Origin of the sequence: Tsukamurella pseudospumae (genome assembly GCF_001575205.1) — a bacterium.
Classification (GTDB): Bacteria; Actinomycetota; Actinomycetes; order Mycobacteriales; family Mycobacteriaceae; genus Tsukamurella; species Tsukamurella pseudospumae.
Map to the genome: position 1 here is coordinate 134,822 of NZ_LSRE01000049.1, position 14,177 is coordinate 148,998.

Sequence of the window (14,177 nt, forward strand, 5' to 3'; positions counted from 1 at the left end):
GCGGCCGCCGGCGCGACCTCGGGCGTGGAGGAAGCGGAGTTCTCAGTCACGACGATCAGCCCTTCTCGGCGGCGAGGTCGAGGTCCACGGGAGCCTGCTCCCGCTTCCCCGAACGCAGCCGCGTATCGATGTAGTTCACCAGGTGGGTCAGCGGCACCGTCAGGACCAGGTAGAACAGGCCCGCGGCCACCAGCGGCGACAAGTTTCCGGTGTTGGCGTTGAGGTCACGGCCCACGGCGAACAGCTCGCGCTGCGAGGCCAGCAGACCGAGGAAGTAGATCAGCGAGCTGTCCTTGATCAGCGAGATGAACTGGTTCATCAGCGCCGGAAGCACCCGCCGCACGCCCTGCGGGATGATCACCAGCGACATCGACTGCCGATAGCTGAACCCGATGGCGCGCGAGGCCTCCATCTGGCCGGCCTCGACGGATTGGATGCCGGAGCGGAAGATCTCGCCGATGTACGCCGCGGCCAACAGGCCGAGGGCGATCGCGCCGAGCCAGTACGGGTTGTTGCCGGTCACGTCCTTGACGATCGGGCCGATGCCCAAGCCGAAGAGCAGGATCACGACCACCGCGGGCAGGCCGCGGAAGACGTCCGTGTACACCCGCGCGGGCCAGCGCAGCCACCGCGTCCGGGAGATGCCGGCCACGGCCAGCAGCAGGCCGATCACGGTACCGATCAGGCCGGAGACGATCGCGAGGATCAGCGTGTTCGGCAGGCCGGTCTTGAGCAGGTACGGGAAGGCCTCGCGGTACAGGCTCCAGTTGAAGAAGGTCTCGCCGAGTTGCGCGAAGGTGCCCTTCTGCTCCACCGGACCCGTTGCCGCCGGCTTGTCGGCGGCGTGCGCCTTCGCGATCGCCGCGAAGTCGGGCAGCTGCGGCGCGGGCGCCGCCTTCGAGCCCGGCTTCCAGCCCTTCGGCATCTCCCGCGGCGCCCAGTCGGTGTAGAGCTTGGCGTAGGTGCCGTCGGCGATGATCGCGTCGAGGCCCGAGTTCAGCGCGTCGATCAGCGGCTGGTTGCCCTTCGCGACCGCCCAGCCCACGAAGTTGTTCACCGAGAAGGTGTTCTCGACGATGGCCGTGCCGTCGCTCGGCTTGACCTGTCCGTCCGCCTGGGCCGACGGTGCGATCCACGCGTCGATCTGGCCCGAGCGCAGGTTCGCGTACGCCGTGGCGTAGTCCGGGAACTTCACCGGCTCCAGCTTGAGCACGTTCTTGACGTACTCGTCCTGGACCGTGCCCTGGACGACGCCGATGCGGTTGCCGCCGGTCAGGTTGCTGAAGCTCTTGATCGGCGAGCCGGACTTGACCACCAGCGAGAAGTAGCCGAAGTCGTAGCCGTTGGTGAACGCCACCGTCTGGCGACGCGCGTCCGTCGTGGTGATCGACGACGAGCCCACGTCGTAGCGCTTCGTGGCCACCGCGGACAGCAGGCCCGAGAACTCGGTGCCCGAGAACTCGATCTTCAGGCCCAGCTTCTGCGCGATCGCCTTGAGCAGTTCGTTGTCGAAGCCGGTGTACTGCCCCGTCGCCTGGTTCAGGCAGATGCTCGGCGGCGCGTCACCCAGAGTCCCGACGGTGATCGTGCCCGGATTGATCAGCCCGAGCGCGTCGCGGTTGATCGTCTCCAGCGGCACCACTCCGGGCGTCGTGTACTTGTCGACGTCCTGGTTCCCCGCGGCCGCGAGGTTGAGCGGAGCGGCGGACGCGGACGCCTCACCGGGCGGGGCACACTTCCCGGCGTCCGGCGCGGCCGAGGCCGCGCCCGCCGGCGCGAGCAGCGCGAGGAGGAGTCCGAGCAGCGGGATCACGGCCAACAGCCGGGCGCTTCGGGCGATTCTGGGTGCAGTCACGCGTGAACCCTACGGGGTCTTCGACCCGGAGACGAGATTTAGGATCGTCCGTGATCGCAATCGTCAGGGCGTGACCGCGTCCCGCGCGAGCGCCGCCGCGCCGAGCATGCCGGCGCGCTCTCCCAGCTCGGTCGCCCGGATGCGGGCCTTACGGCGGTACCTCGCGCCCGTGAGCAGTTCCGCGTAGTGGTCGCGGGCGTCGTCGAGGAACAGGCGCGAGGAGGCACCCACGCCCCCGGACAGCACGATGAGGTCGGGATCGAAGACATCGCTGACCATCGCGAGCCCGACACCGAGCCAACGGGCGAGGTCGGCGACCGCCTCCTGCGCCACCGGATCTCCCGCCTCCGCGGCCGCCGCGACCTTGCGACCCGTGAGCGAGCCCGGATCCTCGCCCAGCTCCCGAGCGAGCAGCACGCCCCGCGAGCCGGAGCCGCCCATCATGTCGATCGCCGTCTCCACCAGCGCGGTGCCGCTGCAGTAGCGCTCCCAGCACCCGGACTTACCGCAGTCGCACGGCCTACCGTCGGGCACGACCTGCAGGTGGCCGAGCTCCGGCGCGACCCCGAAGGCCCCGCGGTAGAGCTCGCCCTTGATCAGCAGGCCCGCGCCGATGCCGGTGCCGAGGGCCACGACGCAGGCGACCTCGCTGCGCTTGGCGGCGCCGTAGACGTACTCGGCCCAGGCGGCGGAATTCGCGTCGTGCTCCATCACGACGGGCAGCCCGACCCGCGCCGACATCTCGGCGGGGACGGCGGCGTCGCGCCACGGCAGGTGCGGAGCGAAGGACACGACCTGCCGTGACGGGTCGAGGAAGCCCGCGACGGCGAGGCCGACGGCCGCGACATCGTGCTCGACGCACAGCTCCTGCACCACCCGGTCCAGGCAGCGCTCGAGGGCGCGGGCGCTGCGGGGCGTCTCCGCGCGGGCCGTGTCGACGACGGTGCCGTCGTCCGTCACCACGCCGGCGCGGACCGACGTGCCGCCGATGTCGATGCCGATCGTCAGGGTCATGCGGGGTCCTCGTCGTCCGGCGCCGCCGAGGGCTCCGAGACGGTGATGTCGATGCGTTCGTAGGCCGTTGCCGGGGCCGACGGTGCCGTCGGGGCGTCCTCGACGTCGGGCGGAACGGTCCCGTCCGTCGGTCCGGCGTCGTCCGTCGCGGCGGCGCTGGCCACCGTCGACAGGTAGTCCGCAGCCACCGCGGCGGCGGTGATCCGCGCGCTCCCGAGCAACTCCTCCGCCAGCGCGAGGAGATCTGCCAGGACCTCGTCGGCGAAGTGGCCCAAGGACTTCGAGGCCTCCGTGGCGAAGGGCTCGATGTGCCGGGCGACCGCTCCGCCGAGCGCGCACAACCGGCACGTCCCGGGGTCGCCCTCGGGGTGCGCGGAGTGCTCGGCGAGCGCGGCCGCGAGCCACGGCCGCGCCGTCTCGAACAGGCGCGCCGCCGAGGTGAGGAATTCGTCGGAGGGATCAGCCACGGGGCCATACCTCCGGGTCCGGGGCGAAGGTCACGCGCAGCTCCCCTTCCGTGTAGGCGGCACCCGCAACGACGCAGCGGCGCAGCACCGACGGTAGCCGGATCCGCCGCCGCACACCGTGCGCTTCGACCACGACATCCTCCTCGACCCGGCCGAGGCCGACGGTCGCGGGGTCGACGAGCGGTAGCGCGATCGCCCACTCGTACCGCACGTCCAGGCCCTCGCCGCCCAGCCGACGCACCTCGGGTGCGGGAACCGTCGCGGGCGCGGCGTCGAGGATCGCCGCCGCGTCCCAGGCCAAGGCGGCCGCACGCGCGGGGGTCGTCACGGGGTCCGCGGCCTCGGCCACCTCGACGACGGGGCGTTCCAGCACCGTCGAGATCGCCGCGAGGGCCTCGCGCGCGTCGTCCTGCTCGGCGACGCGGGAACGCACCAGCCGCACGCCGGGGTGCGGCAGGTCGAGTGCGAACCGGTCGTCGAGTTCGATCAGCCGGCCCAGCACGAGGGCCACGGGCCGCAGGCCCAGCACCTCCAGAGCCGCGAGCTCCTGCCGAGCCCGCGCGGGGCGGCCGGCGTCGCCGGTGAGGACGTACACCAGCTCCAGCGCGGACCGGTCCGCGACGAACGCGGTCAGCTGCTCGGCCAGGCCGGCGAGGGGCTCGGCCAGCAGCAGCGCCGCGAGCGCGCCCGCGGCCGGCCCGGAGGTGGAACCCGACAGCCGGATGTGCCGGGGCCACACGCGTTCCAGGTACGCCGCGAGCGACGCCGGGGCGGTGAGCAGGGAGACCAGGCCGTCGAAACCCGGTCCGTCCACGACGACGGTGCGGTACTCGCCCGAGCCGGCGTGCCCGCGGATCGCCCGGAGCACGAGCACGTGCTCGGCGTCCGCGAGACCGGTGAGCTCGGGCGGCTCCAGGGCGAACGGATCGAAACCGGAGCCGCCGTCGGCGGAGTCGACGAGGCCCCGTCCGGCCCGGACCGTGGTGGAGAGGCTCTCCCACCATTGCGCGAGCAGCTCGACCGGATTGAGGTGCACGTGGTCGAAGGGCGCGCCTCCGTCGGCGAGCAACGGGTCGACGACCCGCCCGACGGTGACCAACAGGGTGCGGCCCCGGTCCGCAGCGCTCGCCGCGAGGGCCGTCGCCGTCGTGGTCCGGCCCGATCCCCCCGCGCCCGCGAGGAGCAGTACCCGCGTCCCGGCGGCCCCGGACGCCCCGTCCGACATCAGGATTGCGCCGCCGACTCGCCCTCGACGTGGCGCTTGAGCTCCTTGAGGGCGGTGTCGGTGATCGCCTTCTCCGCCTTGCGGCGGAGCATCCCGAGCATGGGGATCTGGAGGGTGACCTCCAGCGTGTAGGTGACGGTGGTACCGGCACCGTCGGCCGTGGGCGTGAGGTCGTACCGGCCGTGCTGTGTGCTCTGGAGCGTGCTCGCAGCGAGATCCCACTCGACCGACCGGCCGCCCGGGGCCCAGCGGTACTCGAGCTCGTAGGTGTCGCGGAGGAAGCCCTCCTCGAGCACGAACCGCACGCGCTTCGGCAGCCCGTCCTCGGTGGTCTCGAGGACGGTGACCTCGCGGGCCGCGGAGACCCACTCCGGATAACGGTCGAAGCCCGAGATGGCGGACATGATCCGCTCGGGCGACGCCGCGATGACGATGGATTCGCGGGTGCGGTCACCGTCGGACACGGTCCACCTCCCCGACAGCCGGGCCGCCCAGGACCCTGCCGTTCTCGGCGGTGAACTTCACGTCGAACATCACGTCGTGCCCGCGGACCCGGCGCTCGCGCACGTCCGCGACGATCTGCTCCGGCGTCATCGGCCGCGCGGGCTCGGCGTGCAGGAAGTAGTGGAGCAGGCTGCCGTCCAGGTGCGGCTCGATCCAGAACTCCGAGGTCCCGGCGACCGGTCCCTCGACCTTCCAGCGGATCCCGAGATCGCCCCGGTCCTCGGTGACGGACAGGCGCAGGTCGGGGAACCAACCGCGCCACCGCTGCGCGCCCGCCATCGCGGCGGCCACGGCACTCGGGTGGGCGGCGACGAACGCGACGTCGGCCACTTGGATGGTGCTCACCTCCTAAGCTTCACACATCCGTGGTCGGGGCGGACGGTGCCGGGTCGGTTAGGCCCCGTCCGGCGCCCGCGGTACGACGGTGCGAGGGTTCCCTCATGCCCCGAACACCCCCTTTGCAGCGGTGTAAGGTTCACCACATCACCAGCGATCACGACCCGGAGGATACGTGCGCGAGATAAGCGTCCCTGCCAACTACACCATCGACCCCTCGGCCTCCACGGTCGATGTCGTGTTCGACGTGGCACGCACCGATCCGGACAGCGTCCGGGTCAAGCGGCTCGTCGCGGGCAACTGGGAGCCGGTCACCTCGAAGCAGTACGAGCAGGAGATCCTCGGCGTCGCGAAGGGCCTCATCGCGCAGGGCGTGCAGCCGGGTGACCGGGTGGCGCTCATCTCGTCCACCCGGTACGAGTGGCCGCTCATCGACTTCGCGATCTGGGCCATCGGCGCCGTGACGGTGCCGGTCTACGAGACCAGCTCCGCCGGCCAGATCGACTGGATCCTGCAGGATTCCGATGCCGTGCTCATGGTCATCGAGGGCCCGAAGCAGGCCGCCGAGGTCGCCGAGCTGAAAGACCTGCACAAGGTCGCGCGAGTGCTGCGCATCGACCCCGAGGACGGGGAGAAGGGCGCCGTCGAGGCGCTCACCGCCGAGGGCGCCGACGCGGGCGTCACCGAGGAGCAGGTCCACGCGGGGCGTGCCGGCGTCAAGGCCGACGACCTCGCCACCCTGATCTACACGTCGGGCACCACCGGCCGCCCCAAGGGCTGCGAGCTCATGCACTCGAACCTCATGAGCGAGGCCGACGCGATCCTCGCCTCCCCCTTCGGCGACGCCATCCGCGGCGGCTCGAACGTGATGTTCCTGCCCCTGGCGCACGTGCTCGCGCGCGCCGTGAACATCGCCTGCTTCAAGGGCGGCGCCGTGGTCGGCCACTTCAACGACACCCGGAACCTGGTGCCGCAGTTCTCGGTCTTCCAGCCCACGCTGATCCTCTCGGTGCCCCGCGTCTTCGAGAAGGTCTTCGCGTCGGCGCAGCAGAGCGCCGTCGACGGCGGCAAGGGCAAGATCTTCGAGGCGGCCGTGCAGACCGCGATCGAGTACAGCCAGTCGCTGGACGACGGAGGCGCCGGCCTGCTGCTCAAGGCCAAGCACGCCCTGTTCGACAAGCTCGTCTACGGCAAGCTCAAGTCCGCGCTCGGCGGGAACTGCAAGGTCGCGATCTCGGGCGGCGCTCCCCTGGGCGCGCGGCTGGGGCACTTCTTCCGCGGCGTCGGCGTCACCGTCATGGAGGGCTACGGCCTCACCGAGACCACCGCGGCCATCACCGTCAACGTTGCGGGCGCGCAGAAGATCGGCAGCGTCGGGCGGCCGCTGGCCGGGCAGGCCGCGAAGATCGCCGAGGACGGCGAGATCATGCTCAAGGGCTCCGTGGTGTTCCGCGGGTACTGGCGCAACGAGGAGGCCACGAAGACCGCGATCGAGGACGGCTGGTTCCACACCGGCGATCTCGGCTCGATCGATGACGACGGCTTCCTCTCGATCACCGGTCGCAAGAAGGAGCTCATCGTCACCGCGGGCGGCAAGAACGTCTCCCCCGCGGGCCTCGAGGACGCGCTGCGCGGCAACGCCCTCATCTCCCAGGCCATGGTGGTCGGTGACGCACAGCCCTTCATCGCCGCGCTCGTCACCATCGACCCGGAGGCCTTCCCGCAGTGGAAGTCCGCCAACGGCAAGCCCGAGTCGGCCACCGTCGCCGATCTGCGCACCGATCCCGATCTCGTGGCCGAGATCAACCGGGCCGTCGCCGTTGCCAACGAGACCGTGTCCAAGGCCGAGGCCATCAAGAAGGTCCGGATCCTCCCCGAGGACTTCTCCGAGGAGACCGGCGAGATGACGCCGACCATGAAGGTCAAGCGCAATGTCGTGTCGCAGAAGTACGCCGACGACATCGCGGAGATGTACGCCAAGTAGTCGTCGAACACAGAACCGCCGCACCGGATTCCGGTGCGGCGGTTCTGTTCTCCTACCCGACGGTCCGCCGTCCGCCCGGCCCGGAGCCTCGGCCGCCTGATCTTCGGTGCGTGTCGGCGACGACACGCCGAGCCGGAGTCGCAGAGTTCCACCGAAGGTCGACGCGGATCGCGTGGTGTGGATCAGTACGGGTTGAGGAGGGTCTGGAGGCGGTGGCCGAGGCGGCGCCAGTCGAAGTGCTCACCCACCAGCTCGCGGCCGCGGGCGCCCATGGCTGCAGCGCGGTCGGGATCGGCGAGCAGGCCGGCGACGGCGTCGGCGATGGCGTCGACGTCACGGCCGGGGACGACGTGCCCCGACTCGCCCTCCCACACCGTCTCCGGAGCACCGCCCGAGTCTCCCGCCACGACCGGCTTGCCGGTCGCCGAGGCCTCGAGGAAGACGATGCCGAGCCCCTCGACGTCAAGACCCGCGCCACGCGTGCGACAGGGCATGGCGAAGACATCGCCGAGGTTGTGGTGCGCCGCCAACTCGTCGGCGGGGACGCCGCCGGTGAAGATCACGTGCTCCTCGACGCCGACGCTGCGCACCAGCTTGTGCAGCGTCTCCGCGTACGGACCGCCGCCGACGATCACGAGCCTCGCCCCGGGGACCTGCGCACGGATCCGCGGCAGCGCACGGATGAGCATGTCCTGCCCCTTGCGCGGCACGAGCCGCGAGAGGCACAGGACCACGGGCTCATCGTCGCCCAGGCCGTACCGCCGTCGGAGCTCCGCGCGGGCGGCACCGTCGGGCCGGAAGACGTCCGTGTCGACGCCGGGCGGAAGGTGCTCGAGCGCGGCCCGCGGACCGAACGCTGCGGCGAACCGGCCGCGGGTGTACTTGCTGACATAGGTCGTGACGTCGGTGGTGTCGCCGATGCGGCGCAGGCACGCGCGCGACGGCGGGAGCATCGACCAGCCGACCTCGTGGCCGTGGGTGGAGGCGACGGTGCGCAGGGCCCCCGCGTCCTTGAGCGGGGCGCCGAGCAGCGCGAGCGGCGCGGCGGCGCCGAACCAGACCGTCTCGATGTTCCTGTCGCGCACCAGGTCCCGGGCGCGACCGAACGCGTCAGGGGTGGGCAGCAGGAGCGACGTGGGATGGCGCACCACCTCGTAGGGCTGCGCGGCGTCGTACTCCTCGCTGCCGCGCCAGCGCGAGGCGTACACCACCAGCTCGTCGGCCGGAAGGTGCCGGACGAACGCCTGGAGGTACGTCTGGATCCCGCCGGGGCGGGGTGGGAAGTCGTTGGTGACCAGCAGCGTGCGCGGCATGGTGACTGAGCCTAGCTAGTAGCGGACGGCCGCCTTGTAGGGGCCCGCCGCGTCGATCGGCACGACCTGGACGGGGACGCCGTAGGTGGAGGCGTGCACCACCTTTCCATCGCCCACGTACATGCCGACGTGCGTGGCAGCGGCGTAGTAGACGATGATGTCGCCCGGCTGCAGGGCGTCTCGCGACACGGGCTGCCCGCCGCTGAGCTGGGCCTGCGACGTGCGCGGCAACGACTTGCCGGACTGCTGGTAGGCCCAGACCATCAGGCCCGAGCAGTCGAACTGGCCGGGGCCGGTACCGCCCCAGGCGTAGGGCATGCCGACGCGGGTGACCGCGGCGCGCACGGCGGCGAGCTCCGCGGTGCTGCCCGGCGGCACCTTGCTGGGGTCGAAGGGCGTCGGCTTGCCGATGAGCGAGCCGCGCTGCGCCCCGGTCAACCGGTCGTAGATCGCCTTGATCCGCGCGATCTCCTGGGCGAGACGGGACTTCTTCTCCCGCAGGTCGGCGGCCTTCTTCTCGGCCTCGGTCTTCGTGGTGTCGGCGGCCTTCGCCGCCTCGTCGGCCCGCTTCGCGGCCGAGTCGGCCTCGGTCTTCGACTTCTTGAACGCGGCGACGGTGGCGACCACGTCGCGGTTGATGAAGTCCAGCGTGGACATCTGATCGAGCATCTGCTGCGGCGAGTCGCTCACGAGCAGCGCGTAGGTGCGGTTCGTCCGCGAGCCCTTGTAGTTCGCGACGACCACCGCGTCGATCTGCGGCTGCAACGCGGCCTGGCGCGCCTGAACGGCGGTGACCTCGCGCTTCGCGGCGACCAGCGTGGCGTCGGCGGCCCGCTTGGCGGCGGTGGCCTTCGCGGCGTCCTCCTGCGCGGCCTTCGCCGCCTCGTTCGTCGCGGATGCCTGCTCGGACAGGTCCTTGTACTGCTTGAGCGCTGCGTCGGCAGTATCCGGGTCCGCGGTGGCACTGCCGACCACGGTGAGCCCCGCAACCATGGCAAGAGCGGCGGACGCGGCGATGCCGCGCGCCAGCAGGGAGCGGGGCTGAGAGGTCGATGACACGGCCGAGCGGGTCCTTCCAGACTGACGTCGCGAGGCACCTGCCCCGCGACGAGCTGTGATTGCGGTGGCAATCACAGCAAGGCTACGTCAGTAACGTCGAGCGGAGTACACGGACATCTCGTTGAGCGGGCTCACCTTGACGGGGATGCCGTAGTTCACCGAGTGGACGACCTTGCCGTTGCCGATGTAGAGGGCGGCGTGGCTGCCGCCGTTGTAGATCACGATGTCGCCGGGCTGGAGGTCCGCGATCGCGACCGCGCGACCGCCGCCGAGCTGGCCGTAGCTGTCGCGCGGGACGGTGATACCGGCCTGCTTCATGGACCAGTAGACGAGACCCGAGCAGTCGAACGAGGTCGGGCCGGCGGAGCCGTACGAGTAGGGCAGGCCCTGGCGCGACAGCGCGGCCTGCACGACCTTGGCCTTCGCGCCGCCGGGCTGCACGCCGGCGACCGTGGTCTCACCCGGCTTCGGGGCGATCGCGATGCCGGTGACGATGTTCGGACGAGCCGTGGTGTTCCGCGTAGCGGCGACCTGAGCAGCTGCGGGCTTGACCTTGGCCGCCGGCTTCGCCGTGCCCGCGGGCTTCGCGACGGGCTTCACCACGGGGGCCGGCTTGACCTCCGGCGCCTGCGGCGCGGGAACGGCAGGGGCGGGCGCTGCGAACGCGACCGAGGGAGCTGCGAGCGTACCGATGGTCACTGCGCCCGCGGCGAGGGCACCGCGCGCGACGGTGGCGCCCTTGCTGGGCTGCGGCTGAAGCCGGTGTTTCGCCACGAAGGGTTTCTCCTAAGTTTCTTCCCGACCGCCGACCGAGTTAGCTGACGGGTTCGGGCGAGGAAGATGCCCTACCCCGGAGGCTCGAAAACCTCCGGCGATTCACCCCGGATAACGCGTGTGGGTCCCCGGCGAGGCCTCGCGGCCTCTTAGGCGGTGACCTCGGGAGACGGAGCGGTTTTCGCCCCGGGCTCCTCCGCAAGGTCTCAGAAAGATTACGAAACGGAAACGCCGCTGTCTAGCCGGACGCGCCGAGAAGCACCGTCCGATCGACCTCGGAAGCGGTCTATCCGGCTTGTTCGTACTGGTCAGACAGTACGCGAAGCCGCGGCAACATTCCTTCGCTCGCGAACGCCGCAATCGCGTCGTTCAGGCCCGGTTCGGCCGTGATCATCGGTGCCGGGGGCGATGCTGCGGCCGGCGCCGCCACGACCACGGGCCCCAGGAGGAAGCCCACGGAGCAGTCGCCACAGGCGCGGGGTTTGGCGGGACAGGTGGCGCAGTCGACGTGCAGAGCCATGACGGTGGTTCCCTTCGTTCGATCGTCTCGTTCGCGGCGACGGTATGCGGGACGACCGACAAGTTTCGCGCGCCCGTTCGGGGCGGAAGGACTTGTCGGTGGGGTGTTCTACGGTCTCGGCATGCAGCTCAGCCTGGACGACCTCGATACGGGCGCCACGGACCCGGCGCTCCGGGACGTGACCTTCGTCGTGGTCGACCTGGAGACCACGGGTGGCTCGCCGAAGGGGGGCGACGCGATCACCGAGATCGGCGCCGTCAAGGTGCGCGGCGGCGAGGTGCTGGGCGAGTTCGGCACGCTGGTCGATCCGGGGTGCGGCATCTCACCGCACATCACCCACCTCACGGGCATCACCACCGCGATGGTCACCGGAGCGCCGCGAATCGAGTCCGTGCTCCCGGCCTTCCTCGAGTTCGCGCACGGCGCGGTCCTGGTCGCCCACAACGCCCGCTTCGACATGGGCTTCCTCAAGGCCGCAGCCTCCGCCACCGGCACGCCGTGGCCGAAGGCGCAGTCCCTGTGCACCGTCCAGCTGGCGCGCCGGGTGCTCACACGGGACGAAGCACCGTCGGTCAAGCTGAGCGAGCTGGCGCGCCTGTTCCGCACCGAGACCACGCCCAACCACCGCGCGCTCGACGATGCGCGGGCCACGGTCGAGGTGTTGCACGGGCTCATCGGGCGCGTCGGCAACCAGGGCATCCACACGCTCGGAGAGCTGCGCGGGCATCTGCCGTCGGTCACGCCGCAGCAGCGCGCGAAGCGGCATCTCGCGGACCCGCTGCCCGAGCGTCCGGGCGTCTACCTCTTCCGCGGGCCGGGGAACGAGGTGCTGTACGTGGGCACGTCGGGCGACCTGCGCCGCCGCGTGCGCAGCTACTTCACCGCGGGTGAGACGCGCGGGCGCATCAAGGAGATGGTGGGGCTCGCGGAGCGGGTGGACCACGTCGAGTGCGCGCACGCGCTCGAGGCCGCGGCCCGCGAGCTGCGCCTCATCGCGGCGCACACTCCCCCGTACAACCGCCGCTCGAAGTATCCGAAGCGCGGCTGGTGGATCTGCCTGACCGCCGAGCCCTTCCCCCGGCTCGCGGTCAAACGGTCCGCACCCGCCGGCGCGCCGAGCCTCGGGCCGGTCCGCTCCCGGTCGGACGCGGCGGATCTCGCGGACCTGCTGGCGGACACGTGCGGCCTCCGCACGTGCACGACCAGGCTCCGGGCCGGCGCGGCCCACACGTGCGCCCTGGGGCCCGACGGTGCGCCGCCCCTCGGCGGGTGCCGGGCCTCGGTCGCGATGCCGGAGCCCGCCGCGCTGTACCGTCCCCGCGCGGACCGAGCCGCGGCTGCCCTCTCGGGCCGGTCGTCGGAGGTCTTCGACGCGCTCCAGGCGCGGCTCGCCGCGCTCGCGGAGCGGGAGTTCTTCGAATCAGCGGCCCGGCTGCGCGATCGCACCGCGCACCTGGTCGACCTGGTGATCCGTTCGCACGCGCTGGTGGCCTTCGCGGACGTGCCCGAGCTGTCGATCGCCCATCCCGACGGGGCCGGCGGCTGGGAGCTGTCCATCGTCCGGCACGGCCGCCTCGCCGCGGCCGGGACGGCGCCGCGCGGCGTGCCGCCGATGCCGGTCTTCGAGCAGCTGCGGGCGGGCGCGGAATCGGTGTACGAGGCGAGCGGGGACACCGTCGCCGCACCGGACGTGCCCGACACGCTGTTCCCGGCGGACACGCTGCACGGCGCCAGTCCCGAGGAGGCCTCGCTGCTGCGGCGGTGGGCGTTGCGGCCGGGCACGCGCATCGTCGACGTGCAGGGAACGTGGGGCGAGCCGATCGCGGGCGCCGGCCGCTGGCTCGGCTGGGCGGAACGGGCGGGCGAAGCAGGGCGCGACGCCCGCTCGGCCGCGGCGCATCCGCGCGGGCCCGCCAGGCAATACAGTGAGGAGGCCACGCATGCCGCGTGAGTAGAGCTACCGAAAGGCCGCGTACGTGATCACCGCGATCGTCCTCATCAACGCCGACGTGCACCGCATCCCCGAGACCGCGCAGGCCGTGGCGAACGTCGACGGCGTGACCGAGGTCTACTCCTGCGCGGGCGATATCGACCTCATCGCGAAAGTGCGGGTGCGGCAGCACGACGAGATCGCGGAGGTCGTCACCGAGAAGATCAACCGCATCGAGGGCGTCGAGAGCACGTCCACGCAGATCGCCTTCCGCGAGTACGCCTCCGCGGACGTCGACGCCGGTTTCGACATCGGGAACTGACCGCCGTCAGTAGCCGCTGTGGCTGACCTCCGCGGCCTCCGCCTCGATGCCGAAGTCGGCGGCCTGCTGCACGATCTTCTGAGCACGGGCCAGACGGGGAAGGTCGGAGCCGTCGGTGATCTTGCCGCCCGACTTCTCGAAGGCGTCGATGAATCCGTGCGCCCATGAGACATCGGCGACGCTGGGGCTGAGCCCCGCGTTGATGATGCCCGCGTGCTCGTGGGTCAGGCAGAGCTTGCCCGACATGCCCATCTCCTTCGCCAACGCGGTCCCGGTCGGCAGGTGCGCGATGTTCAGCGTCGGGCCGTCGATCGGTGCGGGCAGGCGGGCGGCCCGGGAGGCGATCACCAGCTGCGAGCGCGCGTAGGCCAGTGCGATCGGGTCCTCGCCCACGGCGGTGTCGCGCTTGAAATCGCCGGTGCCGAACGCGATCCGGAAAGTCGACGGCGCGGCTGCGATCCGCTCGACGTTCTGCATGCCGCGGGCGGTCTCGACGAGAGCGAGGATCCGCGTACCGTCGGGCAGGCGATCCGCGGTGTCGTCGAGGTGGCTCGACCCCTCCGACTTCGCGAGCATCACGCCCTCGAGCCCCTCGCACTGCTTCAGCGCGGCACAGTCCTCGCTCCAGTACTCGCTCGCCGCGTCGTTGATCCGCACCCAGGCGCGGTGCCCGGTGGTCAGCCATTCGACGGTGTCCCGCCGGGCCTGGTCCTTGTCCTTCGCGGCGACGGCGTCCTCGAGGTCGATGATGACGGCGTCGGCCTCGCTGGCCTGGGCGATGGCGAACGACTCGGGGTGGGAGGCCGGGACGAGCAGCCAGGAACGGGCGATCTGCGGGGAGACGGTGCGCTTACTCACGCCGTCAAGATTAGGC

At 71.4% G+C, this 14,177-nt stretch carries 13 protein-coding genes and 1 riboswitch; of the genes, 3 read left to right on the forward strand and 10 right to left on the reverse strand.

Translation table 11 applies throughout. The annotated features are described in order from the left end of the window. Positions 1-55: 55 nt before the first annotated feature. The 6 genes from AXK61_RS20635 to AXK61_RS20660 all read right to left on the reverse strand — a co-directional run bounded on the left by AXK61_RS20635 (position 56) and on the right by AXK61_RS20660 (position 5,410). On the reverse strand, positions 56-1,855 hold the full coding sequence (locus tag AXK61_RS20635; RefSeq protein ID WP_082789479.1) for an ABC transporter substrate-binding protein/permease: 1,800 nt from the start codon (positions 1,853-1,855) through the stop codon (positions 56-58). Positions 1,856-1,918: 63 nt separating this feature from the next. Then, a complete protein-coding gene (locus tag AXK61_RS20640) occupies positions 1,919-2,869 on the reverse strand; it encodes an ROK family protein (RefSeq protein WP_068569208.1) in 951 nt (316 codons plus the stop codon). Continuing rightward, the gene (locus tag AXK61_RS20645) at positions 2,866-3,336 is read right to left on the reverse strand and encodes a hypothetical protein (RefSeq protein ID WP_068746892.1); all 471 of its coding nucleotides are present in this window, start codon (positions 3,334-3,336) and stop codon (positions 2,866-2,868) included. Before AXK61_RS20645 ends, AXK61_RS20640 begins: the two co-directional genes overlap by 4 nt. Then, entirely contained in the window at positions 3,329-4,561 is a 1,233-nt protein-coding gene (locus AXK61_RS20650; RefSeq protein WP_068746893.1) for an ArsA family ATPase, read from the reverse strand. Before AXK61_RS20650 ends, AXK61_RS20645 begins: the two co-directional genes overlap by 8 nt. After that, positions 4,561-5,025 carry an SRPBCC family protein gene (locus tag AXK61_RS20655; protein WP_082777735.1) on the reverse strand — a complete coding sequence of 155 codons (465 nt, stop codon included), beginning with the start codon at positions 5,023-5,025 and terminating at the stop codon, positions 4,561-4,563. Before AXK61_RS20655 ends, AXK61_RS20650 begins: the two co-directional genes overlap by 1 nt. Beyond that, positions 5,012-5,410 (reverse strand): hypothetical protein, encoded by a 399-nt coding sequence (locus tag AXK61_RS20660; RefSeq protein ID WP_068569211.1) that lies wholly within the window; start codon positions 5,408-5,410, stop codon positions 5,012-5,014. Before AXK61_RS20660 ends, AXK61_RS20655 begins: the two co-directional genes overlap by 14 nt. Before the next feature lie 166 nt (positions 5,411-5,576). On the opposite strand from AXK61_RS20660, the gene AXK61_RS20665 reads away from it, so the two are divergent. Further along, on the forward strand, positions 5,577-7,385 hold the full coding sequence (locus AXK61_RS20665) for an AMP-dependent synthetase/ligase (RefSeq protein WP_068569212.1): 1,809 nt from the start codon (positions 5,577-5,579) through the stop codon (positions 7,383-7,385). A 182-nt stretch (positions 7,386-7,567) separates the two neighbouring features. Here AXK61_RS20665 and AXK61_RS20670 read toward each other — a convergent pair whose 3' ends face one another. The 3 genes from AXK61_RS20670 to AXK61_RS20680 form a co-directional block, all read right to left on the reverse strand. Beyond that, positions 7,568-8,698 (reverse strand): glycosyltransferase family 4 protein, encoded by a 1,131-nt coding sequence (locus AXK61_RS20670; protein WP_068746894.1) that lies wholly within the window; start codon positions 8,696-8,698, stop codon positions 7,568-7,570. Between the two features lie 15 nt (positions 8,699-8,713). Beyond that, positions 8,714-9,757, reverse strand: coding sequence for an NlpC/P60 family protein (locus tag AXK61_RS20675; protein WP_068569216.1), 1,044 nt, complete (start codon positions 9,755-9,757; stop codon positions 8,714-8,716). 87 nt (positions 9,758-9,844) lie between these two features. Beyond that, complete coding sequence (locus tag AXK61_RS20680) at positions 9,845-10,531, reverse strand: C40 family peptidase (RefSeq protein WP_068569217.1); 687 nt, start codon at positions 10,529-10,531, stop codon at positions 9,845-9,847. Positions 10,532-10,545: 14 nt separating this feature from the next. Beyond that, a riboswitch (cyclic di-AMP (ydaO/yuaA leader) is annotated at positions 10,546-10,697 on the reverse strand. 475 nt (positions 10,698-11,172) lie between these two features. Between AXK61_RS20680 and AXK61_RS20685 the strand changes: the two genes are divergently transcribed. Beyond that, the gene (locus AXK61_RS20685) at positions 11,173-13,002 is read left to right on the forward strand and encodes a DEDD exonuclease domain-containing protein (RefSeq protein WP_068746926.1); all 1,830 of its coding nucleotides are present in this window, start codon (positions 11,173-11,175) and stop codon (positions 13,000-13,002) included. 25 nt (positions 13,003-13,027) lie between these two features. Continuing rightward, on the forward strand, positions 13,028-13,303 hold the full coding sequence (locus AXK61_RS20690; RefSeq protein ID WP_068569218.1) for an Lrp/AsnC family transcriptional regulator: 276 nt from the start codon (positions 13,028-13,030) through the stop codon (positions 13,301-13,303). 6 nt (positions 13,304-13,309) lie between these two features. On the opposite strand, the gene AXK61_RS20695 is transcribed toward AXK61_RS20690, so the two are convergent. After that, positions 13,310-14,161, reverse strand: coding sequence for an HpcH/HpaI aldolase/citrate lyase family protein (locus tag AXK61_RS20695; RefSeq protein WP_068569219.1), 852 nt, complete (start codon positions 14,159-14,161; stop codon positions 13,310-13,312). Between the last annotated feature and the right edge of the window lie 16 nt (positions 14,162-14,177).

What these genes read in the sequence shown, in the direction of transcription:
- AXK61_RS20640 (WP_068569208.1), bottom strand. Translation starts at nt 2,869, where the DNA reads ATGACCCTGACGATCGGCATCGACATCGGCGGCACGTCGGTCCGCGCC.
- AXK61_RS20670 (WP_068746894.1), bottom strand. Translation starts at nt 8,698, where the DNA reads ATGCCGCGCACGCTGCTGGTCACCAACGACTTCCCACCCCGCCCCGGC.
- AXK61_RS20650 (WP_068746893.1), bottom strand. Translation starts at nt 4,561, where the DNA reads ATGTCGGACGGGGCGTCCGGGGCCGCCGGGACGCGGGTACTGCTCCTC.
- AXK61_RS20685 (WP_068746926.1), top strand. Translation starts at nt 11,173, where the DNA reads ATGCAGCTCAGCCTGGACGACCTCGATACGGGCGCCACGGACCCGGCG.